Origin of the sequence: Aurantiacibacter gilvus (assembly GCF_038289935.1) — a bacterium.
GTDB classification, from domain to species: domain Bacteria; phylum Pseudomonadota; class Alphaproteobacteria; order Sphingomonadales; family Sphingomonadaceae; genus Alteraurantiacibacter; species Alteraurantiacibacter gilvus.
In genome coordinates, this window is record NZ_JBBYHV010000001.1 from 1,503,238 (window position 1) to 1,529,254 (window position 26,017).

Annotated in this window: 19 protein-coding genes; 9 read left to right on the forward strand and 10 right to left on the reverse strand. The window is 64.2% G+C overall.

Features of this window, described 5'->3' with window-relative positions; genetic code table 11:
* Positions 1-36 precede the first annotated feature (36 nt).
* The gene (locus AAEO60_RS07400) at positions 37-381 is read left to right on the forward strand and encodes a PilZ domain-containing protein (protein ID WP_341673010.1); all 345 of its coding nucleotides are present in this window, start codon (positions 37-39) and stop codon (positions 379-381) included.
* Positions 382-390: 9 nt separating this feature from the next.
* On the opposite strand, the gene ligA is transcribed toward AAEO60_RS07400, so the two are convergent.
* Genes ligA through recN form a run of 3 tightly spaced genes read right to left on the reverse strand, consistent with a single transcriptional unit; the run spans position 391 to position 4,450 of the window.
* Complete coding sequence (ligA, locus tag AAEO60_RS07405; RefSeq protein ID WP_341673011.1) at positions 391-2,439, reverse strand: NAD-dependent DNA ligase LigA; 2,049 nt, start codon at positions 2,437-2,439, stop codon at positions 391-393.
* The gene (locus tag AAEO60_RS07410; protein ID WP_341673012.1) at positions 2,436-2,783 is read right to left on the reverse strand and encodes a hypothetical protein; all 348 of its coding nucleotides are present in this window, start codon (positions 2,781-2,783) and stop codon (positions 2,436-2,438) included. Before AAEO60_RS07410 ends, ligA begins: the two co-directional genes overlap by 4 nt.
* Positions 2,783-4,450: a DNA repair protein RecN gene (recN, locus tag AAEO60_RS07415; protein ID WP_341673013.1), complete on the reverse strand. Its 1,668-nt coding sequence runs from the start codon at positions 4,448-4,450 to the stop codon at positions 2,783-2,785. Before recN ends, AAEO60_RS07410 begins: the two co-directional genes overlap by 1 nt.
* Positions 4,451-4,581: 131 nt before the next feature.
* Between recN and AAEO60_RS07420 the strand changes: the two genes are divergently transcribed.
* Entirely contained in the window at positions 4,582-4,917 is a 336-nt protein-coding gene (locus AAEO60_RS07420; protein WP_341673014.1) for a PilZ domain-containing protein, read from the forward strand.
* A gap of 12 nt (positions 4,918-4,929) precedes the next feature.
* Here the strand turns inward: AAEO60_RS07420 and AAEO60_RS07425 are convergent, their stop codons facing one another.
* The gene (locus AAEO60_RS07425; protein WP_341673015.1) at positions 4,930-5,724 is read right to left on the reverse strand and encodes an outer membrane protein assembly factor BamD; all 795 of its coding nucleotides are present in this window, start codon (positions 5,722-5,724) and stop codon (positions 4,930-4,932) included.
* A 316-nt stretch (positions 5,725-6,040) separates the two neighbouring features.
* Between AAEO60_RS07425 and AAEO60_RS07430 the strand changes: the two genes are divergently transcribed.
* The 4 genes from AAEO60_RS07430 (at position 6,041) to AAEO60_RS07445 (ending at position 9,886) form a co-directional block, all read left to right on the forward strand.
* A complete protein-coding gene (locus AAEO60_RS07430) occupies positions 6,041-6,355 on the forward strand; it encodes a UrcA family protein (protein ID WP_341673016.1) in 315 nt (104 codons plus the stop codon).
* A gap of 194 nt (positions 6,356-6,549) precedes the next feature.
* Positions 6,550-7,287 carry a 2OG-Fe(II) oxygenase gene (locus AAEO60_RS07435; protein WP_341673017.1) on the forward strand — a complete coding sequence of 246 codons (738 nt, stop codon included), beginning with the start codon at positions 6,550-6,552 and terminating at the stop codon, positions 7,285-7,287.
* Positions 7,284-8,975 carry a tetratricopeptide repeat protein gene (locus AAEO60_RS07440; RefSeq protein WP_341673018.1) on the forward strand — a complete coding sequence of 564 codons (1,692 nt, stop codon included), beginning with the start codon at positions 7,284-7,286 and terminating at the stop codon, positions 8,973-8,975. Before AAEO60_RS07435 ends, AAEO60_RS07440 begins: the two co-directional genes overlap by 4 nt.
* Positions 8,972-9,886 carry a class I SAM-dependent methyltransferase gene (locus AAEO60_RS07445; protein ID WP_341673019.1) on the forward strand — a complete coding sequence of 305 codons (915 nt, stop codon included), beginning with the start codon at positions 8,972-8,974 and terminating at the stop codon, positions 9,884-9,886. Before AAEO60_RS07440 ends, AAEO60_RS07445 begins: the two co-directional genes overlap by 4 nt.
* A 141-nt stretch (positions 9,887-10,027) precedes the next feature.
* On the opposite strand, the gene AAEO60_RS07450 is transcribed toward AAEO60_RS07445, so the two are convergent.
* Positions 10,028-12,916: a TonB-dependent receptor plug domain-containing protein gene (locus AAEO60_RS07450; RefSeq protein ID WP_341673020.1), complete on the reverse strand. Its 2,889-nt coding sequence runs from the start codon at positions 12,914-12,916 to the stop codon at positions 10,028-10,030.
* A 237-nt stretch (positions 12,917-13,153) separates the two neighbouring features.
* A complete protein-coding gene (locus AAEO60_RS07455; RefSeq protein ID WP_341673021.1) occupies positions 13,154-14,062 on the reverse strand; it encodes a CmcJ/NvfI family oxidoreductase in 909 nt (302 codons plus the stop codon).
* Positions 14,063-14,171: 109 nt separating this feature from the next.
* On the opposite strand from AAEO60_RS07455, the gene AAEO60_RS07460 reads away from it, so the two are divergent.
* Positions 14,172-15,194, forward strand: coding sequence for a methyltransferase (locus tag AAEO60_RS07460; protein WP_341673022.1), 1,023 nt, complete (start codon positions 14,172-14,174; stop codon positions 15,192-15,194).
* Between the two features lie 308 nt (positions 15,195-15,502).
* Positions 15,503-16,357, forward strand: a complete 855-nt coding sequence (locus tag AAEO60_RS07465) for a hypothetical protein (protein ID WP_341673023.1) — start codon at positions 15,503-15,505, stop codon at positions 16,355-16,357.
* A 374-nt stretch (positions 16,358-16,731) separates the two neighbouring features.
* Here AAEO60_RS07465 and AAEO60_RS07470 read toward each other — a convergent pair whose 3' ends face one another.
* From AAEO60_RS07470 to AAEO60_RS07485, 4 genes are all read right to left on the reverse strand, one after another.
* Positions 16,732-17,055 carry a DUF6481 family protein gene (locus AAEO60_RS07470; RefSeq protein WP_341673024.1) on the reverse strand — a complete coding sequence of 108 codons (324 nt, stop codon included), beginning with the start codon at positions 17,053-17,055 and terminating at the stop codon, positions 16,732-16,734.
* 101 nt (positions 17,056-17,156) lie between these two features.
* Positions 17,157-18,974: a translation elongation factor 4 gene (gene lepA, locus AAEO60_RS07475; RefSeq protein ID WP_341673025.1), complete on the reverse strand. Its 1,818-nt coding sequence runs from the start codon at positions 18,972-18,974 to the stop codon at positions 17,157-17,159.
* Positions 18,975-19,035: 61 nt separating this feature from the next.
* Complete coding sequence (locus tag AAEO60_RS07480) at positions 19,036-21,282, reverse strand: EAL domain-containing protein (protein ID WP_341673026.1); 2,247 nt, start codon at positions 21,280-21,282, stop codon at positions 19,036-19,038.
* A 115-nt stretch (positions 21,283-21,397) separates the two neighbouring features.
* Positions 21,398-24,037 carry an EAL domain-containing protein gene (locus tag AAEO60_RS07485; RefSeq protein WP_341673027.1) on the reverse strand — a complete coding sequence of 880 codons (2,640 nt, stop codon included), beginning with the start codon at positions 24,035-24,037 and terminating at the stop codon, positions 21,398-21,400.
* Positions 24,038-24,360: 323 nt separating this feature from the next.
* On the opposite strand from AAEO60_RS07485, the gene AAEO60_RS07490 reads away from it, so the two are divergent.
* The gene (locus tag AAEO60_RS07490) at positions 24,361-25,677 is read left to right on the forward strand and encodes an FAD-dependent oxidoreductase (protein ID WP_341673028.1); all 1,317 of its coding nucleotides are present in this window, start codon (positions 24,361-24,363) and stop codon (positions 25,675-25,677) included.
* Positions 25,678-26,017 lie beyond the last annotated feature (340 nt).

A 26,017-nucleotide genomic window follows, 5' to 3' on the forward strand; every position in this document is an offset into this window, starting at 1 on the left:
ACCGTGCTACCAGGATGTTCCGCAGACATAGGGGAAATGACCGTGGTGACTGACGGCGTGCGCGAATCCGAACGCTACGACATCTCTATTGTCGGGACCCTGCGCACCGGCACGGGCAAGCGCGAGGTTACGATTGTCGACCTGTCGGAAGAGGGTTGCCGCATCTTCGACCGGATGGGCTACCTCTCGCCCAACCTCTCGGTGACGATCAAGATCGGTCCGGTCGGCCCGATCGACGCCACCGTGCGCTGGCAGGAGCAGCCCTATGCCGGCATCCGCTTCGACAACCCGCTCTACCCTGCAGTGCTGGAACATATCCGCGCCCATTTCGACCTGCGCGAACTTGGTAGCGGCGCGATCGAAGAGATGCCGCAGTACTAGGCGTCCGGGTCAACCAGCCGCTGCGACGATGGCGGCCCAGCCAGCCTCGTCGATCACCTCGATACCCAGTTCCGCAGCCTTCTTCAGCTTGCTGCCCGCACCCGGCCCGGCCACCAGCAGGTCGGTCTTGGCGCTCACCGATCCGGCGGCCTTGGCGCCCAGCCGTTCGGCCTGCGCCTTGGCCTCGTCGCGGCTCATGGTCTCCAGCTTGCCGGTAAAGACCACGGTCTTGCCCGCTACCGGGCTGTCGACCGTGGCGACTTCGTAGCGCGGCGGGCTGACTTCGCCAAGCAGGTCATCCCACACCGCACGGTTGTGCTCTTCGTGGAAGAAGGCACCCAGCGCCTCGACCACGGCGCCGCCGATCCCGTCGATGGAGGTGAGCGAGGCAGCGGCCTCCTCGTCCCCCGCGAGGGCCTTTTCGGCAGCCTCGCGCAAGGCGGGCAGTTCGTGGAAATACTTGAGCAGGTCGCGCGCGGTCACCGCGCCGACGTGGCGGATGCCGAGGCCGAACAGCAGCCGCGCGGCGTCGGGCTGGCGCTTGGCCTCGATGGAGGCGAGCAGGTTCTCGACCGACTTCTCCTTCCACCCGTCGAGCGCGAGGATCTCGGCCTCGCGGTCCTTCAGGCGGAAGATATCGGCGGGGCTTTCCAGCCAGCCGAGGGCGAAGAACTGGTCGATGGTCTTCTCGCCCAGCCCCTCGATATCGAGCGCGGCGCGGCTGACGAAGTGCTTGAGGCGTTCTGTGCGCTGTGCCGGGCAGATCAGTCCGCCGGTGCAGCGGACATCGACCTCGCCCTCTTCCGCCACGGCTTCGCTGCCGCAGTCGGGGCAGTGATCGGGGAAGACAAAGGGTTCGCGCTCGACCTCGCGCGTCAGGTTGTCGATCACCTGTGGGATCACGTCGCCCGCCCGCTGGATCACCACTCGGTCCCCCGGACGCACGCCGAGGCGCGCGATCTCGTCACGGTTGTGCAGGGTGACGTTGGTGACGGTCACGCCGCCCACCAGCACCGGCGCGAGCCGCCCGACCGGGGTCAGCTTGCCGGTGCGGCCGACCTGGATGTCGATCGCCTCCAGCGTCGTCTCCGCGCGTTCGGCGGGGAACTTGCGCGCAATGGCCCAGCGCGGAGCCTTGGCGACGAAGCCGAGGCGCTTCTGCAGGTCGAGCCGGTCGACCTTGTAGACCACGCCGTCGATCTCGTAGGGCAGGCCCGTGCGGCCTTCGGAAATGCTGCGATATTGCTGCAGCATAGTGCTGAGATCAGGGCATAATGTCAGGTCGGGCGAAATCGGCAGGCCCCATTCGGCAATGCACTGCATGACGCCGAACTGGGTGTCCGCCGGCACCTCGCTGGCGCTGCCCCAGCCGTGCGCGAGGAAGCGCAGCGGACGGGCAGCGGTGACGCTGGCGTCCTTCTGCCGCAGCGATCCGGCAGCGGCATTGCGGGGGTTGGCGAAGAGCTTGCCGCCCGCCTCCTCCTGCGCAGCATTGAGTGCAGCAAAGTCCTGTTTCGCCATGTAAACTTCGCCGCGCACCTCGAACACGTCCGGCACCTTGCCCGACAGCTGCTGCGGGATATCGGCGATGTGCGCGACGTTCGGCGTAACGTTCTCGCCCACCTGCCCGTCCCCGCGCGTGGCGGCCATGACGAGCTTGCCGTGCTCGTAGCGCAGCGAGCAGGAGAGGCCGTCAATCTTGTCCTCGGCGGTGAAGGTCAACGGATCACCCTCGCCCAGCGACAGGAAGCGCCGGACGCGGGCGACGAACTCCTCCACCTCCTCGTCCGCGAAGGCATTGTCGAGGCTGAGCATGGCGACTTCATGCTGCACCTTGGACAGCGGCGAGGCGCTGATCTCGTGACCCACGACCTTGCTCGGCGAATCCTCGCGCACCAGGTGCGGGAATTGCGCCTCAAGCTCGGCGTTGCGGCGCACGAGCGCGTCGAACTCCGGGTCGGAGATCTCCGGCGCGTCATTGGCGTGGTAGAGCCTGTTGTGATGCGCAATCGCCTTGGCGAGCCGCATCAGCTCGTTGGCAGCTTCGGCTTCGGTCATTTCAGGATCGGCTTGCAATGTAATTTCCAACCCTCTGCCTGTTTCTCAGGCGACCAATCACCAGGTATCGGCGCCAAGTTGCCCCACCACCGCATCCCACCCGCGAACCACTCTTTCGAGTAAGCCCTGAGCGCATCAATCGGTTCGGAATGGGGCGTCCCCGACGCCGCGGCTACATCGTCGAAGCCCGGTTCATAGGTGCAACAAGGACAGATTCCGGTGCCAATCAGTGGTCCGCCTTCCACAAAGCTCAGTCCACGGAAATATCCAGGAAAACCACAGCTTGGGCAGAGCCAGTCGCCCGTTTTGCTCTGGATATTAAGGGAACGGTAGTCGAACGACATCACACGCCCTCCAGCAGCCGGTCAGCCTGCGCCCGGGCCTCGTTCGTGATTTCCGCGCCGCTCAGCATCCGCGCGATCTCTTCCTGCCGCCCTTCCGCGTCGAGCAGCATCACCGAAGTCTTCGTCACCGTGCCCTCGCTCGACTTGGCGATCATGTAATGGGTGCGGCCGCGCGCGGCGACTTGCGGGGAGTGGGTCACGGCCAGCAATTGCCCGCCCTCTCCCGCCAGACGCGCCAGCCGTTCGCCGATGGCAGAGGCCACCGCGCCGCCCACGCCGCGGTCGATTTCGTCGAAGATTACCGTCGCCGCCCCGCCCTGCTCCGCCAGCGCCACCTTCAGCGCGAGGATGAAGCGCGACAGCTCGCCGCCCGAGGCAATCTTGTTCAAGGGCGCGAAGTCGGCGCCGGGGTTGGTGGCGATCAGGAATTCCACCGCGTCCATGCCCGAGGCGCCCCAGCGTTCTTCGGGTTGCTCGGCCACAGCCGTCCTGAAGCGCGCAGCGTCGAGCTTCAGCGGTGCCAGTTCCGCAGCGACCGCCTCGTCGAGCCGGACAGCCGCCGTCACGCGCGTCGCATGCAGGGCCTCGGCGCGCGCGCGGTAGACCTCGTGCGCCTTGCGCTCCGCCGCTTCCAGGTCCGCGAGATCGGCATCGCCCTGCTCGATGGCATCGAGCTTGCGGCGCATGGCCTGCATAACCTCGGGCAGGTCGTCGACCTGGCACGAATGCTTGCGCGCCAGCGCCCTGAGTTCGAACAGCCGCGTCTCGATGCGGTCGAGTTCGGCGGGGTCATGCTGCATGGCTTCGGCGGCGCCCTGCAACTTTTCTTCCGCCTCGCCGGCCTCGATCACCGCGCGGTCGAGCGCGCCGAGCGCTTCGGCCAGCAGCGGGTGCTCGGGCGCGATCCGGTCGAGCTTGCGCGCCGCCACCCGCAGCGCCGCCAGCGGCGAATCGCTGCCGTCCCAGACCGTGCGCAGGTCCTCGAGGTCGCCCGCCAGCTTCTCGCCCTTTTGCATGTCCGAGCGGGCATTGGCCAAGGTCTCTTCCTCGCCTGCCTCAGGCTCGATGGCGGTGAGTTCGGCAAGGTGCGCCAGCAGCAGGTCCTGGTCGAGCTTGGCCTGTTCGATATCGGCCCGCGCCTCGGCCAGCTTCGCGCCCGCCTTGCGCCAGTCGTCCCAAGCCATGGCAACGCCCGCCACGTCGGCCCCGGCATAACGGTCGAGCAGCGCCCGGTGCCCGCGCGGGTTTACCAGTCCGCGGTCGTCGTGCTGGCCGTGCAGTTCCACCAGCGAGACCGCCAGCGTGCGCAGCAGGGCCACGCCTACCGGCTGGTCGTTGACGAAGGCCTTGGAACCGCCATCGGCCTTCACCCGGCGGCGGATAATCAGCGCCTCGCCCGGTTCCAGCTCGACCTCGGCATCCTCCAGCGCCTCGGCCAAGCCCCCAGGGAGTTCAGCGAATTCGAAAGTTGCGGTTACGCTCGCCTGCTCCTCTCCAGCGCGCACCAATGCAGTGTCGGCGCGGTTGCCCAGCACCAGCCCCAAGGCATCGAGCAGGATCGACTTGCCCGCACCGGTCTCGCCCGTCAGCACGCCCAGCCCCGGCCCGAAGGCAAGGTCGAGCGCTTCGATCAGCACGATGTTACGGATGGATAGCGCGGTCAGCATGGCGATGCCCCGCTGTAATCCGCGCCCCGGCACAGCGCAACGACCAGCGGCGTCCTGCCCGTGGAATGGCTAGAATTTCTTAAGTATTTTCTGGCCTAACTGCAGCTTCGCAACAAGAGGGGCTCGCTGCGATGTCGGTGCTCACGATCAGGACTTACAAGCGTTACGCCACGCGGCTGCCGGTCGAACTGCGCCGCGAGGGCCGCAAGACCGCTACTGGATTGCTGATCGAATTGTCGCCGCAGGGCGCACGCATCAGCAACCTTGGCCGCGGCAAGTACGAGGCCGGCGACAAGGTGGTGATCGCCACCGCGACCGATATGGAACTGGAAGGCACAGTCCGCTGGGCGCACGATGGCCTGGCGGGAATCCGCCTCGACCGTTCACTGCACTTGCCGGAAATGCGCGACCTGCTGGAGCTGAACCGCCGCGAACAGGCGGACGACAGCTTGTGCTACGGCACCTAGGCGCGACCCAGCCTAACCGCCGACCCGTTCGGGGGCGTGGTCTTCCATCAGCTCGTAAGCCTTCTCGTACCACTCGTTACCGGGATAGTTGGCACCCAGCACGGCCGAATAACGCTGCGCTTCTTCAGGGAGGCCGAGGGCCAGGCTGGTCTCGGTCAGGCGGTAGAGCGCTTCGGGCGTGTGGCTGGTGGTCTGGTAGTCATCCACCACGTTGCGGAAGCGCAGCTGCGCCGCCAGCCACTGGCCGGTGCGCTCGTAAAAGCGGCCGATTTCCATTTCCTTGCCCGCCAGGTGATCGTTGACGAGGTCGATCTTCAGCCGCGCGTCGTCGGCATAGGCGGTTTCGGGATAGCGGCGAACGATCTCGTTCAGGGCGGCCAGCGCCTGCAGGGTAATCGCCTGGTCACGCTCGATATCGCTGATCTGCTCGTAATAGCACATGGCGATCAGGTAGTAGGCGTAAGGCGCGTCGCGGTTACCCGGGTGGATCGACAGGAAGCGCGAGGCCGACTGGATCGAACGCGTATAATCGCGCGCGGCGTAATAGGAGAAGGCACTCATCAACTGGGCGCGACGCGCCCAGGGTGAATAGGGGTGCTGGCGTTCCACCTCGTCGAACAGGCCAGCCGCCATGGTCAGGTCACCGCGATCAAGGCGCTCTCGCGCGGCCGCATAGAGCGATTCGACGTCGCGGGCGACATAGGCAAGGTCGTTCGGACCGTTGTCACGCCCGCCGGCACAGCCGGTCAGCAGCATGGCACAAGTGGCGCCCAGCAGCGCGCTACGGATGGAAAGCTTCGCAGTCATGAGAGGCCTATAGCTAGGCTCGCGCTGAACGCCAAGTGAAGTGCGAGTCACTTTCGCACAGGTCCCGATATATAAGGCAAATCGCATAGTAACGCCCGGATCGGTTACGCCTGAAATCTTGTCGACGTTTGTCGGATTCAGTTGGCCGGTTGTCGGCGCGGTGCGTCATTCATCGACGCGAAGCCCAAGCCGGTCGAGCTTGAGATGCCATGCCCGGCACCCTCCCCTACATCAGGCTCATCGCTCCGGCCCAAACCCGGTTCAAACGGGCCCCCCAGTTCACAGCGGGCCGGAGCACAACAGAGGAGGAAATATTATGACGAAGTTTTCGATCAAGTCCGGTCTGGCCGCCGCGCTCACCGCAGGCGCCCTGTTTGCAACCCCCGCCATCGCCGCCGGTGCGCAGGGTGAGACCGTCGCCGTGCGCTACAGCGACCTCGACCTGTCGACCGAAGCAGGCCAGCGCACGCTCGAACGCCGCCTGACCAGCGCTGCCGAAGAAGTCTGCGGCATCGACAATCGCTCCGGTTTCGCGCTGCCCTCCACCGAGGCCAGGCGCTGCTATCGCGAAACGGTGCAGAATTTCGAACGCGAAATCGCCGCCCGCGCCGAACAGCAGCAGCGCGGCTAACGTTCACGAACCCGGAACCAGGCCGTCACGGGGCGTAGGGTAAGATGCGCACCGGATAGAACAAACTGGCAAGGTTTCCGCATGGCCCGCCGTTGATTGCTCTGCTTGCAGAGTATCACGGCGGGTCTTTTTTTCGTCTGCCTTCGGCCCCGGGACTGGCAAGCCTGCTTCGCGCGACCTATAGGGTGGAAGCCATGGCAAAGGCGCTCTTCGAAATTAATCCACACCTTGACCGGGCCGAGCTTGCCCGCCGGTTTGCCGCTGAGAACCGGCTGCAAATCGAAAGCTTCCTGACTGACGAGACCGCGCGCGAAGTTCGCGAGATACTCGCCTCCGGGACCGAGTGGGGAATCGCCTGCCAGGCCGGCACCAACGGCAAGCCGCAGAGCTGGCGCGGACGCGAATTGCGCGATCCGGCAAATGCCGCCGCCGTCAGGCAGGCACTGCAGGACACCGACAGGGCAGCCGCGAGTGGCGACTATGCCTTCCGCTTCCAGCGCTACCAGATCGTGGAAGCCGTGCAGGAACAGTGGGAGCCCGGCGGCCCGCACGAATTGCTGCTGGAATACCTCAACGCTCCGGAATTCCTCGAAGCCATGCGGCAGATCACCGGAATTCCGCAGCTGGCCAGGGCCGATGCTCACGCCAGCCTCTATGGCCCCAACAACTTCCTTGGCCGGCACATCGATAGCCATGTCGCTGAAGGCTGGCGGATTGCCTACGTCCTCAACATGACCATCGACAACTGGTCCCCCGACTGGGGTGGCCACCTGGTCTTCTACGACGAAGCAGGCAATATCGAGAGCGGGTACATTCCGCGCTTCAACACGCTGAATTTGTTCCTGGTTCCCCGCGCGCACGCGGTAACATACGTGCCGCCCTTTGCTCCGCACGGACGCTTTGCCATCAACGGGTGGTTGCGCGACCGGTGAACAGTCTCAACCCGCAGCAATGGGCTTCGCGTGCTGGCGCTGCGGCGCAAGGCGGTGATATTCCGGGCGCGCTGCGGATACTGGACGAGGCACGGCAAGCCTACCCGCAGGAGGCTGGCCTGTGGCACTTTACCGGCAAGATGCTGCTGCAATCCGGAGATCACGCCGCCGCCGCAGAGCACTTCGGCAAGGCCTTCGCGCTGCTTCCCGGCAATCCCAACTTCGCCATCGACCAGGCCATCGCTCTTGCAGCTGCAGGAGACGACCTGGCCGCGCTGAAGGTGCTCGACCGGATCGAGGCCGAGTGCCGCGACCTTCCCGTCTATTGTTCGACCCGGGCAATGTCCGAACGCAACATCGGCGAACTCGCGGCAGCCGCGCACTGGTATGACCGCGCGCTCGCCCGCGATCCCAAGCGGCCGAAGGCCCTCCTGGGCCGCGCCCGGGTGGCTCTGGAACGCGGTGAGTCCGACGCGGTGCCGCGCTTCGACCAGACACTGCAGGTTGACCCCGGCAATCCTTACGTCTGGCTGGGCAAGGCGCAGTCGCTGGACGTGGCAGGCGACGTGGCCGGCGCGCGGACCATTACCCGGCAGATCGTGGAACAGGCCCCGCAATTCACAGATGCCCTGTTTTTCCTCGCGCAATTGCGGCGTGCGGTGGACGAAGAGGACTATACCTCGCACTATGCCGACGCCGCGGCCAAGGTGCCGCAGGACCCCAACATTCCCGAAGCCTGGGCGCGTACGCTCGGCGGGATGGACCGCAGCAGCGAAGCCGCCGACGTGGCGGCCGAGGCGCGCAAACGCTTTCCCCATATCGAACGGTTCGCGCTGCTGGAGGCAATCTATGCCGGGGCTGACGGCCAGAACGACCGCGCCGAGGCGATTTACGAGGGCCTCGACATCGAGACCAGCGAACGCTTCCTGCACGAAGCGCGGCACCGGACGCGGCGCGGCGAATTCGATCGGGCGGCAGAACTGCTGGACCGGACCCAGGAGCTTGATCCCGACGAGATCAGCGCCTGGGCGCTACGCGAATTTGTCTGGCGGCTGACCGACGATCCGCGTCACGAATGGCTGCACGGGCAGCAAGGCCTGCACGACCTGCATCCCTTGCACGATGCCGACAGGGTGCTGTCGCCAGCCATCGCCCTGCTGCACCAGCTGCACGACAACTCGCCCCTCCCGCTCGGACAGTCGCTGCGGGGCGGCACCCAGACGCGCGGGCAACTGTTCGACCGGCAAGAGCCCGCCTTCCAGGACCTGCGCGCCGCAATCGAAGCGACGCTGGAGGAATATCGCCGCGGCTTGCCGCCGCTGGACGAACGGCACCCACTGCTGCGGCATCGCGACAAGAAATGGCGGATCGCCGGTTCCTGGTCAGTCCGGCTGACCGGCGGAGGCGACTTTCACGCCTCGCACATCCATCCGAAAGGCGTTGTTTCCTCGGCACTTTATTGTGAGCTACCCGAATCCTTCGGCAAGGGTGATGACAAGCTGGAAGGTGCGCTGGAAATCGGCCGCCCGCCGCCAAACCTGCAACTCGACATGCCGCCGCGCCGGGTGATCGAGCCGCGCGTCGGCCACCTGGCCCTGTTTCCCAGCACGCTGTACCACGGCACCCGGCCATTCACGGACGGCCGCCGCATGACTGTCGCCTTTGATGTAGTATTGGATTCCCGATGAGCGGATCGCACCCGAACGAAGCATGGAACACCTTTTGGGAGCGCACCGGAGGGCGGAGCGGCGGCGGGTGCCTGCCTTCTGGCTGGCAAGGCATTGCCGATATGCAGCGCCGCGTGTGGCAAAGCTTCTCTCGCGCTTTGCCCGGCGGCGCCAGCTTGCTGGACCTTGCGACCGGCGACGGTGTGGTGCTGGCGCAGATACTGGAAAAGCGACGCGATCTCACGCTGATCGGGGTCGACCGGGCGACCACCCTGCCCGCACCGCCCAAGGGCATCACGCTCAAAGGCGGCGTGGGAATGGAACAGCTGCCCTTCCCCGACAGTCATTTCGCAGCCGTCACCAGCCAGTTTGGCTTTGAATACGGCGATATCGAGCAAATCGCGCCTGAGATCGCCCGAGTCTTGCAGCCGGGCGGCAAGCTGGGTCTGATTACGCACCGCTTGAAGGGCCCGATCGTAGCCCACAATCGCAAGCGGCGTGAGCAGATCAGCTGGGCGATCGACGAACAGAAGCTGCCGGAAATCGCCCGAAACAGCCTGGCCCTGCGCGAGGCCGGGATTCGGGACGTGCCGCAAGCGCTTGCCGAGGCACCGGCCAAGGGCGTGGCAGCCCATGGCGAAGGCTCCGCAGCATGGGAGATTGCGGAGGCTATCCGGCAAACGCTGGAAATGGGCCGCAACGACGCACCTGAGCGCGTGGCGGGTATTATTGCCGATATCGAAGCACAGGCCGCGAACGAGCTGGGCCGGATTGCCTCGCTGGAAAATGCCGCGGCCACGGCCAGCGATGCAGACAGGGTGATCGACGTGCTCGAAGCTGCCGGCCTCAAGTTCCGCGAGGAAGCCATGCTGACCGATGGTCGTTCGGCAGATCCCTTTGCCGATTATCGCACCTACACGCTGACCGGCTGAGCCGGCGCGCTGCCTTTGGCTACGCCCCGCTGCGACGTCAGGCTGGCCGGCACCCGCAACCAGTTTCAAGCAGACACAAAAATGGGCGGGAGACCCGAAGGTCCCCCGCCCCTTTTTTGCGATAGTCGCTAGGTGAACCGCTTAGAAGCGGAACAGAACCGATGCGAAGAAGTCACGACCCAGCACATCGTAGGTGCTCGGGTAGGTGTTCATCTGGTCGGCGTTGTTGAAGTCACCCATCAGCAGGCTGTTGGTGTCGTTGATCACCTGGCCCGCTGCGTCGAACTGCGGCGTCGACGGCAGGGTGTCGAACAGGTTCCGCACACCAACCGTCAGGGTGACGGATTCGCGGAAGTCATACGACAGAGTCAGATCCATCAGGTCGTAGGCGCTGACGCGTTCCACGAAGTTGTTCGATGTATCGTCATCGTCCTGCACAGCCGAAATGTGGCGCCAGCGGGTCGAGAAGGTCAGCGGACCATCGACATAGCTGGCACGAGCCGTCCACTTGAACGAAGGCGTCGGTTCGCCACAGATCAGACCGAATTCGCCGGCACAGGTGTCGACGTCTGCGGGGTTGCTCTGATCAGCTGCGAAGTTCGACGTTTCCGTCCAGGTACCGAGGAACGACAGGTTCAGATCGGAAGCACCGTTGCCAAGGAGCGAGAAGCCCAGGTCAATGCCGTAATCGATCTGAAGGTCGACACCCGACACTTCCAGAGCAGCGATGTTAGCGCCACCCAGGGTCGGCGGGTTGGTACGACCGAATGCACCCTGCTGGTCACGCGTACCAACGAAGTTCAGGCACTGCGGAGCACTGAGGTCCTGAACCGTGTTGAAGCACAGGTCCAGAGCCGTCTGCAGGCTGATCGTCGTGATGGCGTCTTCAACCTTGATGTTGAAGTAGTCAGCCGTGACGGTGAGGCCCGGGATGAACGACGGCTGGAGAACCACACCGACGGTCCAGCTGTCCGAGGTTTCCTCGGTCAGGTTCGGGTTACCACCGAACAGCGCTGCGATCTGGCCGTCAGGCTGGAGCACAGCGTTGTTGCCGATGTTGGCCTGCGGAACACCGTTGGCAAGGCACAGCGCCAGGAGAGCGCCGGTCGGAACCGGACCGTTGCCCGAGGTGCCGTCACCGGCACACGGGTCATTCGCACCCGGGAAGCCGATAGCCGTACCCTGGAACAGTTCACCCACGTTCGGTGCGCGAACAGCACGCTGGTACTGACCACGAATGGTCACGTCCGGGATCGGCGTGAACTGAGCGCCACCGGCGTAGGTCCACACACCGCCCACAGTGGCCAGCGAGTAGTCAGAGTAACGAGCAGCACCGTTGAGTTCGAAGCGCATGCCGCTTTCGGTTTCGAACGGAACGTTGAGCTCAGCGAAGATCTCGTTCACGTTGTAACCGCCCGAGGTCGGCTGACCGGCGTTGAAGCCGGCAACGTCGCCCGAAGCGAGGAACTCGTCAGGAATGAAGCGCGAATTCACTTCGCGGTATTCACCACCGAAAGCGAAACCAACCGGCTCAGCAGCACCCAGAGCGAAATCACCGAAGGTACCGGAGATTGCACCCGAGACGACCTGCAGGTCGGAGATGTCACCGTTCTGTGCCTGAATGCGGAACACGTCGACCATGGCCGGCGTCAGCGTACCGGCACCGAAGATGTTGATCTGCGTTGGGCCCGTGCCGTTGATTGCAGCGGTGAAACGCGAAACGGATGCGTTACCCTGCTGGATGTTGGCGTTACGGGTGCGCGAGTACATGTAGTACGCATCGTAGCTCAGGAAGTCGGTGATCGCACCGCGGGCACCGGCGAGGACGCGGAAGGAGTTACGCTCGTCGAGGTTACGACGACCGCCAGCTTCTTCCAGACGACGACGAACCTGCACGCTGACAGTACCGTCGTTGAGGTCCGCACCCGATTCCGTAGCGTCAAGCGCACGGAACTGGGCTTCGGTAGCTGCGTCGATGAAGCCGTTGGCGACCAGCGAGTCGATGTCCAGCGTCGTGTTGACGAGGATCGGCGTCGGAGCCAGCTCGGCGTCGACCTGGTTGTTGACGTAGGCAACTTCAGCATAGAGCTCGACAGCTTCGCTGATTTCGTAGCTACCATAACCGCCCAGCATGTAACGTTCCTGCGGAAGCTGCAGGTAGTTGGCCGGAGCATAGTTATAAAGGTCACGCGGCGTTTCGTAAGCGCGCAGCGAACCCGGCGAACCGAAGATGGCCAGATCGTTGTTCGTTTCGAATGCAGTGCCGGTCGTGTCGCCATCACCGCGATAGGTCAGGCGCGTTTCAGGCGGCAGGGACGAACCCAGCTGCTGCAGCGGCGAACCACCCAGTGCGAATTCGGAGAAAGTACGCTCGCCCTGGAAGATTTCCTCGCGATTGTAGTATTCACCGAACACGGTCACGTTACCGCGGCCGTCAGCAAAATCGGCGCCGATCGCGCCGTGGATCTGGTAACGTTGACCATCACCACGATCGGTGATCGAGTACTGGCCACCGAATTCCGCACCGTCGAGTTCACGAAGGCGGAAGTTCACAACGCCGGCAAGAGCGTCCGAACCGTAAACGGCCGAAGCACCACCGGTCACAACGTCAACGCTTTCCAGCAGGAACTGCGGGATGGTGTTGAGGTCGACGATCTGGTTGGTATCGTAGAACATCCAGCGGCGGCCATTGACCAGCAGCATGGTGCGGGTGGCACCCAGGCCACGCAGGTTCAGCGAGGCGGTACCGTTACCGGGGTTGTTGGAGAAGGACGTGATGCCCGGAACAACCTGCGGAAGGGCGTTCACGACGTTTTCGACGTTCACTTCACCGGCGAGCGAGAACTCTTCGCTGTCGACGACTGCGACCGGGGCAGCGGTTTCAACGTTGCGGCGCGCGATACGCGTACCGGTAACGAGGATCGTGCTGCCCTCTTCCGATGCGCCATCCTGCGCATAAGCCGGGGATGCAACCAGCGATCCGAGGATCACGGTGCTCGCCAGCAGCGAGGCCTTCTTGTTTATAAACATTGTTATGCTCCTGGTAAGTGGGAGAATTCGACGAAAAAAGGGAACCATCCGTTTGCGGCCAAGGCCAACAAACCATGTCAGGCGTTCAAGTCCCTCCTTCCTGACCTTGCCTCAAACACCATTGTTGCGCGCTGCACAATCGCCGCGTGAAAAGGTTTCAGACGGAAGCTTATTCCTGTGACATTTTGGCGACAATTTTGACCAATGGATGACGGTCACCGGAGGGGTCGCGCAAGATTATTCCCAGAATGCCACGCTTCTGCATTCGATACTTTCGCGGGGGTTCGGAGCCGCGGCGGAGGCATCGACGAAGGCCGAATGCGGACAGCGCCAGGTGCGTTCGTGATCGCTGTCGAAGAACTTGAACAGCAGCACGTCGTCGCGCTCCATTCCGGCGAAGTACCACCAGCGGTGCGAGGGGTGGTAGGAGAAGATCGTCGCCGCCAGCAGGTCCTCCTCGCCCGGCACCGGCGCCGTCAGGGCATCGCCTCGCGGGAACTCGTCGACGATCAGCAGGGTGTTCTCCTTTTCCTGCCCGCCAAAACTGGTGCGCCCGTCGCACAGCGCCAGCGGCACGTCCTGCGGCGGCGGCGAGAAGGTGCGCCAGTGGCTGGTGATGAGGAAGCGCTTGAAGCCCGGACCGTCGGGGAAGCACTGGGCATAGGTCTGCTCTGCCATCCGCTGCGCGGTGCGCGGCGCGGTATCGACATGGGCCTCGCCCGCCGGAGGCTGCAGGCCGCCGCGGTGCTGGTAGCCTTCCGACTTGTTGCTGGCATGCTCGCTCAGGTCGGCAGAGGTACGCAGCATCCAGCCGCGCGCGGCGCACTTGTCGGCACCGGTCCAGCGCAGCACGTCAGCCTCCACTTCGCGTTCGTAGAGGCGCTCTATAGAGTTGCGATCATGGAAGTCGACAATGGCACTGTCGCTCTTGCCGATCCTGAAGCCGTGGACGTCGAGTTCGAAGTGGTCGCGGATCGGCATGCCGTCGCGGATCACCACTTCATGGTCCGCATAGGTGCCGGTGTTGAGCTCCTCGCCCTGGCTGACATAGCGCCGCGTCACGAAATCGCCTTCGTCGACATAGCGCATCATTGCCCGCACCTGCCGGGCCTGGTCCTCGATGCTCTCGTCAGCCAAAGTCGCCATGGTTTCCTCTTCCCGTCGTTCCTAACGATCGTTATCGATATGCCACGACGGGCAGTTGAGCGGCAAGGCTTTCGCTATACCGTCCGCGAGAGAGAACGAGGGGAGAGTTATGGGACCGTTACCGCCAGGCACGGACGACCGCGCCATCTGGAATATCTGGCAATCGCAGTTCACCCTGCCCGCCGTTACCGTGGCGGACGAGCTGGGGCTGTTCCGGGCGATCGGCAACCGGGCGCTGGACACCGATGCGCTCGCCGCCGAACTGGCGGTGGACGCCCGCGCGCTGGGCGTGCTGCTGGGCGCGCTGGCCGCGCTCGACGTGGTGGAGAAACGCGATGATCGCTGGTCGGCCACGCCGCAGGCGCGCATGTGGCTGCATCCCGACGCCGAGGGCTACTGGGGCGGCTTCCTGTTCCGCTTCCGCGAGACGATCCCGCTGCATGCGCAACTGCTGGAGATGGTGCGCACCGGCAAGCGCCCCACCAACGAGGTCGCCGGCGGCCCCGAATGGGAACGCGGCACCATGACCGCCGAGGTCGCCAAGCGCATCTCCGACTTCATGCACGCGCATTCGATGGGCCCTGCCCGCGGCGCTGCCGTGCAGCCCGAGTTCGCCGAGGTCCGCTCGCTGCTCGACGTCGGCTGCGGCTCCGGCGTCTACGGCATCGAGATCGCGCGGGCCAACCCGGCGCTGGAAGTCACCTTGCTCGACCTCAAGGAAATGGTGGTCGAAGCCGCCAAGCATGTCGAGGCGGCCGGGCTGACGGGCCGGGTCACGACCTGCGGGCTCAACATGTTCGAGCAGGATTGGCCGGAAGGGCACGACGCGCACTTCTTTGCCAATATCTTCCACGACTGGTCGGAGGAGACCAATGCCCTGCTCGCGCAGAAGAGCTTCAAGGCGCTGGCGCCGGGCGGGCGGATTTTCCTGCACGAGATCCTGATGGACGACGACGGCCAGGGCCCCTGGCAGGCCGCCAGCTTCAGCCTGATGATGCTGATGGGTACGCTGGGCAAGCAGTACACCCTGCCCGAATTCCGCGAGATAATGGAAGCTGCCGGGTTCGAGGACGTGCGCGCCTGCCGCTCCGGCGGGGGCTACTATTCGCTGGTGAGCGCACGCAAGGCGTAGCTTCCTTGCGAAGCCGCCTCCGCGGCTTCGTCCTCGGTGCTGTTCGCTCCGCCCTTCGGGCTGCGCGGCACCTGCGATCGCGCGGTCGCGCTCGGTCGGTCGCTGGTCGCGACCGAGACAAGCACCAAATGGCAAACTCGCACCGGGAACGGTCACGATAGTGACCGCAAGGGCGACCGCCCGCCCGCAGCGGGCGCGTAGCGGAGCGAAGCGCGTCTAGCGAGGACGCGCCCACGGAGGTGGGCGCATGAAACAAACAATCCCCTCCCCCTTTCCTACAGCCCCCCGCCCCCGCCATGGCCCCGGCCATGTCGACCAAGCCCAGACGCACCCTGCCCGTGTTCACCCCCGTCCCGCGCAAGTGCCGGCGGCACGACGGGTGGACGCCCGAGCGCCAGCAGCTCTTCATCGAGGCGCTGGCCGACTACGGCTCGGTCCGCGCCGCCGCCAACAGCGTGGGGATGACGCCCGAGAGCGCCTACCACCTGCGCCGCCACCCCGATGCCGCCACCTTCCGCAAGGCGTGGGAGGCCGCGCTCGACCTCGGCGTCCAGCGGATCGAGGACGTGGCCATGGACCGCGCGCTCAACGGCATCGAGGTGCCGGTCTATTCCTACGGCAAGCTGGTCGGCACGCGCACGATCTACAACGACCGGCTGCTGATGTTCATGCTGCGCAACCGCGCGCCGAAACGCTTTGCCGAGGGCGGCGCGCGCGGATTGAGCGCGATGGACAAGCAGGCGCTTGCGCGGCTGAAGAGGGAATGGCGCAAGGACTGGGAGCAGGAGCAGCGCCTGCTGGGCGAGAAGGAGGAGGCGGACGCGCTGGACAGCCTCGCCGCCAAGTTCGACCGCGCGCACGAGGCGCACCTGCAAGCCATGAGCCCCCGCACCCGCGCCGCCTGGGACACCTACCAGCGCCTCCAGGCCGAGGACGCGGCGACCGGCTACCAATGGTGGAACGACCCCGAACACCCGGACTACGCCCTGCCGCAGGACGGAGCGGACGCGGAAGACGCCGAATGGGAAGCCCTCCCCCGCGGCCCCTCCGAGGAGATGAAGAAGGTGCTGGAAAAGCGCCACAGGGAGCCGCCCCCGGACGACGGCTGGGAAATGGTCGACTACGAGGAGGAATATGGCGGCGGGACGCACACCGATGATTGATGGCACCAAACGGACCGCCGCAGGCGGACCGCGTTGCGAAGCAGAACCGGCGAAGCCGGGACAACCAAGACCGCGCGCCGGCCGGTTAGACCGGACTCGAAGAGGGCCGAAGGCCAACCCAAGGTGGGCGGACGCCCGCCGCCCGGCGTTTGAGGGTCAAACAAATGCAGCGGGCTAGGCCCGGTCAGGTGCGGCGGATGCGGGGGCGGGATTTCTTGAAGGCCGGCGGGGTGCAGGAGCTGTGGCCGGAGAGAGTGCGGGTGGCGGAGTATCGCGAAACACAGCGGCGATGGTTTCGCGGGCGATGATCTTGCCGCCGATCGCGGCGCAAAAGCGAGCTGGGTCAAGCCGCGTCGAGCCGCCCCCCAACCAACCTACTTCTTGCGCTTCTTCCGCGCCGCATACTTCTCGTCGCGCGCGGCCTTCAACTCCGCCTCGGTCGGCTCCGGCACTGCGGCAGCCTCGGCAGCAGCCTCGGCGGCGACCTGCTTTTCGGCCTTGGCCTGCGCAATCGCAGCCTTGCGGGCGGCGCTCTTTTCGGCAGCGGCGGCGTCGCGGGCTTGCTGTGCGGCCAGGCGCTTGGCGGCCACGGCCTCGTCTACCGGGGGCTTGTTGGCGAGCTTCTTCAGCGCCTTTTCGCGGGCCTTCTGCGCCAGTGCTGTGCGTTCCTGGAAGGTGGGTTCTTTATAGCCGGCCATGGTGTCTGTTACTCTCTGTCACTTGGCCGGCGAGCGGGCCGGCGGGATATATCGTCAGGTCCGCGCGGATCGGGCCAGATCGGGTTTAGGCAGGCGTGAGCCTACTCCTCCCCCATCCGCAGCGCCGCGATAAACGCCTCCTGCGGGATGCTCACGTTCCCGTACTCGCGCATCCGCGCCTTGCCCTTCTTCTGCTTCTCCAGCAGCTTCTTCTTGCGCGAGATGTCGCCGCCATAGCACTTGGCGGTCACGTCCTTGCGCAGGGCGGCGATGGTTTCGCGGGCGATGATCTTGCCGCCGATGGCGGCCTGGATCGGGATCTTGAACAGGTGGCGCGGGATCAGGTCTTTCAGGCGCTCGCACATGCCGCGGCCGCGTTCTTCGGCCACGTTGCGGTGGACGATCAGCGATAGCGCGTCGACCGGCTCGCCGTTGACCATGATGTTCATCTTCACCAGGTCGCCCTCGCGCAGGCCGATCTGCTCGTAGTCGAAGCTGGCATAGCCGCGGCTGATCGACTTGAGGCGGTCGTAGAAGTCGAACACCACCTCGTTCAGCGGCAGCTCGTAGGTCACCTGCGCGCGGCCGCCGACATAGGTCAGGTCGGTCTGGATGCCGCGGCGGTCCTGGCACAGCTTGAGGATCGAGCCGAGGTATTCGTCGGGGGTGTAGATCGTCGCCTTGATCCACGGCTCCTCGATCATGTCGATGCGGTTCACGTCGGGCCAGTCGGCGGGGTTGTGGATGTCGACCACCGCCGCGTCCTCGTTCTTGGTGTGGGCGAGGTGGACGCGGTAGACCACGCTGGGCGCGGTGGTGATCAGGTCGAGGTCGTATTCGCGGTTGAGGCGTTCCTGGATGATCTCGAGGTGCAGCAGGCCGAGGAAGCCGGCGCGGAAGCCGAAGCCGAGCGCGGCGCTGCTCTCCATCTCGTAGGAGAAGGAGGCGTCGTTGAGGCGCAGCTTGCCGATGGATTCGCGCAGCTTCTCGAAGTCTGCCGCGTCGACCGGGAACAGGCCGCAGAACACCACCGGCTGCACTTCCTTGTAGCCCTTCAGCGGCGCGGTCGCCCCGCCCTTCACCGTGGTGATGGTGTCACCCACGCGGGCCTGCTCCACCTCCTTGATCTGCGCGGTGATGAAGCCGATCTCGCCGGGGCCGATCTCGGGCAGGTCGACGCGCTTGGGGGTGAAGGCGCCGACACGGTCGATCAGGTGCTCGGTCCCGCCCTGCATGAACTTGACGTTCAGGCCCTTCTTCAGGACGCCGTCCATCACCCGCACCAGGATCACCACGCCGAGGTAGGGATCGTACCAGCTATCGACCAGCATGGCCTTGAGCGGCGCGTCGCGGTCTCCCGTGGGCGGCGGGATCTTGGCGACCAGCGCCTCGAGCACGTCCTCGATGCCGATGCCGGACTTGGCGCTGGTCAGCACCGCCTCGCTGGCGTCGATGCCGATGATGTCCTCGATTTCCTTGCGGACCATCTCGGGCTCGGCGGCGGGCAGGTCGATCTTGTTGATGACGGGGACGATCTCGTGGTCGTGCTCGATCGACTGGTAGACGTTAGCGAGCGTCTGCGCTTCCACGCCCTGCGCCGCGTCGACCACCAGCAGCGCGCCCTCGCAGGCGGCGAGGCTGCGGCTGACCTCGTAGGCGAAGTCGACGTGGCCCGGCGTGTCCATCAGGTTGAGCTCGTAGGTCTCGCCGTTCTTCGCGGTGTAGTTGAGGCGCACGGTCTGCGCCTTGATGGTGATGCCGCGCTCTTTCTCGATGTCCATGTTATCAAGGACTTGCTCGGACATCTCGCGATCGGTGAGGCCGCCACAGACCTGGATCAGGCGGTCCGCCAGGGTGGACTTGCCATGGTCGATATGGGCGATGATGGAAAAATTGCGGATATGCGACAGTTCGGTCATTGCGCGCCTTTAGCCGCGCCTTGCGCCGAAGTCAGCAGGGATTGCGCAATGGGTGCAGGGATCAGCCCGCGCGGGTCGAGCCTACGCCGAGTTCCACCTGCATGAAGCGCGGCCGCGTGCTGGCGCCGCCAAGCCTCTTCGTGGCGACGGCCGCGAGGTGATGGCCACTGGGCAGGGCCTGCAGCGGCATACCGGCAGATGCGAGCATGTAAGGAGAAACGCGGTGCCGCGTGCACAGGCCACCTGCACCGTCAGACACCAGCGGCGTCTCGAATTCGAGCCCCTGCGTCGCGTCCTGCGAACGGCGAACTTTGCCCACCACCAGTTGTCCCTCGCCCAGATCGAGCACCAGGTCCGTCCCAACAGGTACCTCCAGCAAGCCTTCGATCTTGGCGCCCGTGCGCGAGAGATCGCGCAGCATGGCAACGTAGTGATGATCCTCGTGAACCACGCCAACACGGCGATAGACCATGCGGCGCTTGGAGCGATGCTTGGCCGGACCCACGGCCTCGTAACGGAAGTCTCCGGACTTGAGCTTTTCCAGCACCTGGTCCTGCGGCACGGCGCGCGAGAAGATGAAGCCCTGGATCAGGTCGACATCCAGTTCGGAAACGAGTGCAAGTTCATCCATGGCCTCGACGCCTTCTGCGGTCGTCTTCATGCCCAGCGCGCGTCCCAGACTGGTGATGGCGGTGATGATGGCATGGTTCGAATGATTCTTGTCGGTGCAACCGCGCACGAAACTCTGGTCGATCTTGATCTTGTCGAACGGCGCCTTCGACAGATAGGACATGGAAGAGAAGCCGGTGCCGAAATCATCGAGCGCCAGATTCACGCCAAGCTTCTTGAGCGATGCGAACATGGCATCGTTGGTGCCCATGTCTCCCATGAACACCGTTTCGGTGATCTCCAGTTCGAGCTGCGAGGGGTTGAGCCCCGACTCTTCGAGCGCCTTTTCGACGACTTGCGGCAACTTTTCGTCGAGGAATTGCCGCGCCGATACGTTGACCGCCACGACAAGCTCCCCGGGCCACTGCACAGCATCCTGGCAAGCCCTGTTGAGGACGAAGGCGCCCAGATCTTCGATCAGGTTGCTGTCTTCGGCGATGGGAATGAAAATGGAAGGAGCAATGGGTCCGTGCTCGGGATGGTCCCAGCGCACCAGCGCCTCGAACCCACGCAACTGATGGTCACCGGTCTGGACTTGCGGCTGGTAATGCACCTCGAGCTCACCAGCCTGGATGGCATCGCGCAGGTCTTCCTCGATCTCGCGGCGATCCTCGGCGGTTTCTTTCAGGTCATTCGAGTAGAAGCGGAACTGGCCGCGTCCACCCCCCTTCGCGGCATAGAGCGCAAGGTCAGCCGCCTTGACCAGTTCGTGCGCTTCAATGCCGTCATAAGGTGCAATTGCAATGCCGACAGACGTGCCGATGATTGCCCGGCTACCTTCAACCGAATAGGGCTGTGAGATCATCTGGATAATGCGGCTGCCGATCTCGCCAAGCTTGCCGCGATCATCCATGTCCGGGATAATCAGCTGGAACTCGTCACCACCCATGCGGCCGATTTCCGATCCGCCGGGCGCAATGCTTTGCAGGCGCGCAGCCACCTGCCGCAACAATTCGTCACCTGCCGGATGGCCCAGGCTATCATTCACCTGCTTGAACCGGTCGAGGTCCAGCATGATCAGTGCACAGCTGCGCTTTTCGATCTTGTAGGCGTTGAGCGACGAATCCAGTCGCCGCTTCATCCGGTGACGGTTGGCAAGACCGGTCAGGGAGTCGAATTCGACAAGACGGGAAGCCTGTCGCTGCTGTTCGTAACTGTCGGTAGTGTCCTTGGCGATGCCGCGGTAACCAATGAATTCCCTCTTGTCGTCGAATTGCGGCCGGCCAGTAAGTTGCCACCACTTGCCCCCGCCTTCTGCAGTCTTCTCGCCCAGCAACTGGATCGTCTGTTCGAAGAAGCTGGAGCGCGAGCTGACGATGTAGCTGATTGGCTTGGTCTCGGTGTGGTCCTGCGCTTCGCTGATGGTCTTGAAGACCTTGGCAATCGGCTCCCCGATTACATCTCGTTCGACAGCGAACTGGGCCAGAGCGGCAGGCGAAAGGTAAGTCAGCCGGTTCTGCGCATCGGTGGCCCAAAACCAGGCAATGTCGCTCTGCTCGAAACTGTCGAGCATCTGCAACCGGTCGCGGTCGCTGACCTTGATAGTCGCAACCTTCGCGGCAATGGCTTCGGCATCGGGCACACGAACGGGTTCGGAGGCCTTTCCGCCAAACCCTTTCCACACATCGCGAACGCCCATTGCTCGCTAGTCTCCTCTAGCCCGCGAATAATTCGGGGGCGGATCGCTCATATTTACCGCTGACGTGCTAAACGATTAGGGTTACCAAACCGCTAAATACCCGCGCCGGCTCGATTTAACTGGCCTTCCGCGTTTCCTCGCGCGGGGTTGGTGACGGTGCAGAGTCCTGTATCGCCGCAATCCGGCCAAGACAGTCACGCTGCAGGGCATTGGCAAATTCCACACCCATGTGGTCATCCTCGCACCAGCGCGTGGTGCAGGTGATCGAATGGTTTCGGGAAATCTGCATCTTGAAGATCGTACCCACGGGCACGTTCCACAGGCCTTCGATCAATGCCCCGGTGGTGGAAATGTTGCGGATCGTACCGTTGTAGAGGTGGCCATGGTGGTCCAGCACTACCTTGCGCAGTATGGTCTGCCGCTGGTCGCGGCTTGAACGCGGACCACGAGCAACCGCTTCGAGACCCGTGGACAGGCGCTGGGCGGCACTCTCCGCATCCAGTGGCTGTTCATAGATGAAGCCCTGCACGTGACTGCAACCGTGCATGCGCACCAAGTTCAGCTCGTCGTGGGTCTCCACGCCCTCTGCGGTCGTATCCATGCCCAGCGCATGGGCGAGGCTCGTGATCGAGGCGATGATAGCACCGTTGCGGCTGCCTTGTTCTGTCGCACCGTGCACGAAGCTCTGGTCGATCTTGATCTTGTCGAACGGCGCCTTCTTCAAGTAGCCGAGCGACGAATAGCCCGTACCGAAATCGTCCAGCGCCAGGCGAACACCAATGTTCTTGAGCGCGGCAAATGTCGCGTCCGTGCCGGCATCGTCCTGCAGGAAGACGCTCTCGGTAATTTCCAGCTCCAGCCGAGCAGGATCGATATCGGCGTGGGCAATGGCACTGGCGACTACTGCCGGGAACTGCACATTGGCGAACTGCAGCGGCGAGACGTTGACGGCCACACGCACTTCTTCCGGCCACTTGGCAGCTTCCTGGCATGCCTGGCGCAAGGCCCATTCGCCGATCTGCTGGATCATGCCGCTGTCTTCGGCGGTTTCGATGAAGCGCTCGGGCGAGATCCAGCCCTTTGCCGGGTGCTGCCAGCGCATCAATGCCTCGAAGCCGCAGATCCGCTCGGTCGAGGTCGAGACAACCGGCTGGTAGTACAGCTCCAGCTCGCCGCGTGCCATGGCATCGCGCAGGTCTTCCTCCATCTGCGAGCGGGCTTCGGCTTCGGCATGCAGGTCGTTGGAGTAGAAGTGAAAGCGTCCGCGTCCGCCATCCTTCGCCGCATAGAGCGCAAGGTCGGCATTCCGGATCAGTTCCTCGCTGGTGTTGCCGTCGTCCGGCGACATGGCGATACCCACGGAGGCACCGATCACCACACGCTGGCCATCAATCGAGTAGGGCTGGGAGACTGATGCGATGATCTCGCGCGCCAGTTCTTCCAGTGACTCGCGCGGCACACTGTTGGGCACGACCACCTTGAATTCGTCGCCCCCCAGGCGCCCGACCTGGCCAGCCTTGTCCACCGTGCGTTCGAGCCGTTGGGAAACCTGCTTCAGCAAGGCATCGCCCGCCGGGTGGCCCATGGTATCGTTGACCTGCTTGAAGCGGTCGAGATCGAGCAGAAAGACCGAACAGTTGCGGTTGTTTTCCTGCCGCGCGGCGAGGATCTTCTCCAGCACCTGGCTCATCTGGAAACGGTTGGCGAGCCCGGTGAGGGAATCGTAGCGGGCCAGGCGGGTAGCATGTTCCTGGCTGCGCTTGCGTTCGGTTAGGTCGGTGCCAGAACCACGGAAGCCGATGAAGTTGTTGAACTGGTCGTAGAGCGGGCGACCGGAAACCGACCACCAGCGTTCATCGCCCGTGTTGGCGGCCCGCATGGCCAGTTCCGAAAAGGCAGACCGCGCCGAGAGGTGGAACAGCAAGGTGCGTTCGCCCTCGTCCCCGGTCACGGCGAGGTTGAACAGATGGGTCAGCGGGTGGCCCAGCAGGTCTTCGGGCTTGGTGCCCAGCACCTCGGCCACGGGTGGCGAGACATAGGTCAGCTGCGAGCGGCGGTCGGTTTCCCAGAACCAGCCCTGCCCCGTTTCCTCGTAGTCGGTGAGGATGTCCTGCGCGCGGGTGGCAATGCGCGTCTGGGCCTGCAGGACGTCCTCCTCGTTCTTTTGCTGGATCAGCTGTTCATTGGTCACGAGCACCGCCACGACCAAGCCAATCAGCACGCTGGCAAGCCCCACGAGCGAGGCATTGGCAATGACGATGGCCGACCAGATCGCCAGCTGCGCGGCAAAGATCATGGCTGGCTGACGGCGCATGTAGACCATGGCAATCGAGGCCACACACAGCTGCGCGGCAATCGTCATGTCCCAGTCGATGCCTGTCTCCAGGGCCCAGCGGGTCATGCCGAAGCCGTACAAGAACAGAGGGGCAATCACGACGACAATCGCGCCGAGAACCTTTGCTGACAGGGAACGTCCGGCAACGAAATCCCAGACCCACGATACCGGCAATATCAGCACGACCGAGAGGAAGAGCATGAACGCGGCTACGGGGCTTGGCAGAGCACCCGAAACGACAAGCGCGACGACGAGCGTCGTTACCATGCCAACGATCAGGTAAGGCCAGCTGCGCGGAAAGAACTCGCGTTGGGCAAGCACCTGCCGGGGCGGTGTGACATTGCGCGACATCGTCGCTTCGCGACGCTCTGCCTCGCGGCGCTCCACCTCGGAGAATACGTCAGCACTGGAAGCTTCCACCGTTGGCGCCTTGGCGGCGGGCATCGCTTTCTGCTTTGCCGTGGCAGCTTTCTTGCCAGGGAATTGAGCCACCGGCGCAACTTCGGGCGCGCGCTCATGCGCGGGAGCGCTCTTGCGCCTGACCCTGTCGATCGCTGTTCGGCTGCCACCGCTCATGGACAGCCCATGCCTGATATCCCTTTGAAAATCGGTTAACCGCGGCGAATTGCCAGCACGGCAATTGCCAGTGCATGACGGCGGCTGGCGCATTGCCTCGAAAGGTTAATGCGAGGCATACTACAATAAGGGTGCGTGATGAGCATGTTGAGCGGGAGAAGCAGGCAATGCGGCATATCGCGATAATCGGTTCGGGGCCGGCTGGATACTATTCCGCCGAAGCCGCGCAAAAGCGCTTCGGCGAGAATGTCCGCGTCGATATTTTCGACATGTTACCAGTGCCTTACGGCCTTATCCGCACAGGCGTGGCGCCCGATCACCAGTCGATCAAGGGAGTCTCCCGTCGGTACGAAAAAACAGCGCTGACGGAAAACGTGCGCTTCGTTGGCAATGTTGCGGTGGGGCGTGATATCTCGATTCCCCAGCTGCAAGAATATTACGATGCCGTGATATTGGCGACTGGCGCCCCGAAAGATCGTGACCTCGACATTCCCGGCAAGGATCTGGCCAACGTCTTCGGCAGCGCCGCTTTTGTCGGCTGGTACAACGGCCACCCGCAATTCGCGAACCTGGACCCCGACCTTTCCGGCAACACCGCCGTGGTGATCGGCATGGGCAATGTCGCGCTCGACGTGGCGCGCATGCTGGCCAAGACCGATTGCGAATTCGACGGCAGCGACATCGTGCTCCACGCGCTGGAGGCCCTGTGTGCATCGAAGATCGAACGGATCGTGCTGCTGGGACGCCGCGGGCCGCACCAGATCATGATGACGCCCAAGGAACTGGGCGAACTGGGCCGGCTCGACAATGCCGCCCCTCACGTTGCGCGCGGAGACCTTCCGGACGAAGAAGAGGATGCCATCCTCGAACCGGGCCTGCGCAAGTCGGTCACCCTGCTGCGCGAATTTGCTGCCGTGCCCGAACACATCCGGGCGGAAAAGAAGATCGCCATCGAATTCGCCTTCTTTGTCCAACCCAAGGCGCTTATCGGAACGGACAAGGTCGAGGCCATCGAGGTCGAACGTACCGAGCTGGTGAAAGGTCGCGCGGTCGGCACCGGCGAGACCGAGCGCCTGCCGGCTGACCTGGTGGTCAGCTGCATCGGCTATCGCACCATGGCCATCCCCGGCGTGCCCTTCGACGAGCGCGCGGGCCGCTTCGCCAACGACGAAGGCCGCATCCTGCCCGGCCTCTACTGCGTCGGCTGGGCCATGCGCGGCCCGTCAGGCACCATCGGCACCAACAAGCCGGACGGTTTCGCCATCGTCGACAGGATCGCCGAGGACATCGAAAGCGGCGCCCTGGGCAGAGCAAGCAAGAAGGGCCGCGAAGCCTTCGACGCCTATGCCGCCGGTAAAGGCCTCGACCTCGTCACCTTCCGCGACTGGAAGAAGATCGAGGAAGCCGAAGCCAAGGCCGCTCGCGAAGGTGCCCCGCGCGAAAAGTTCGTGGATATCGAAGCGATGATGAAGGCCCTGGGTTAGGCCGCCCTACCCTCCTCCAGCGCTCCGCGCCTGAACCAGCGGGGCCGCAGCACCGCCATTACCAGCGCTCGCGCTCTGGCGATGACGAACTATCGGCCTCCTGGGCGAATGCTGCGCTGGATGCGAGTGCTGTCCCTGCGAGCAGGAGAGCGGCGGCAAGTTTCATAACAGGATCCCTCATGAGCTGACTTAGACCCGCTACTGCGAGTCATTTGCAGCTCCTGCTAGTGCGAGCGCTTCTCATTAGCAACCAATTTCCGGGACTTTCTCGTGGATTGCCGGACTCGGGCTTGTGCAGGGGATGCCCGGTCACTCATCGCGGGCCGTGCGGAAACCGCCT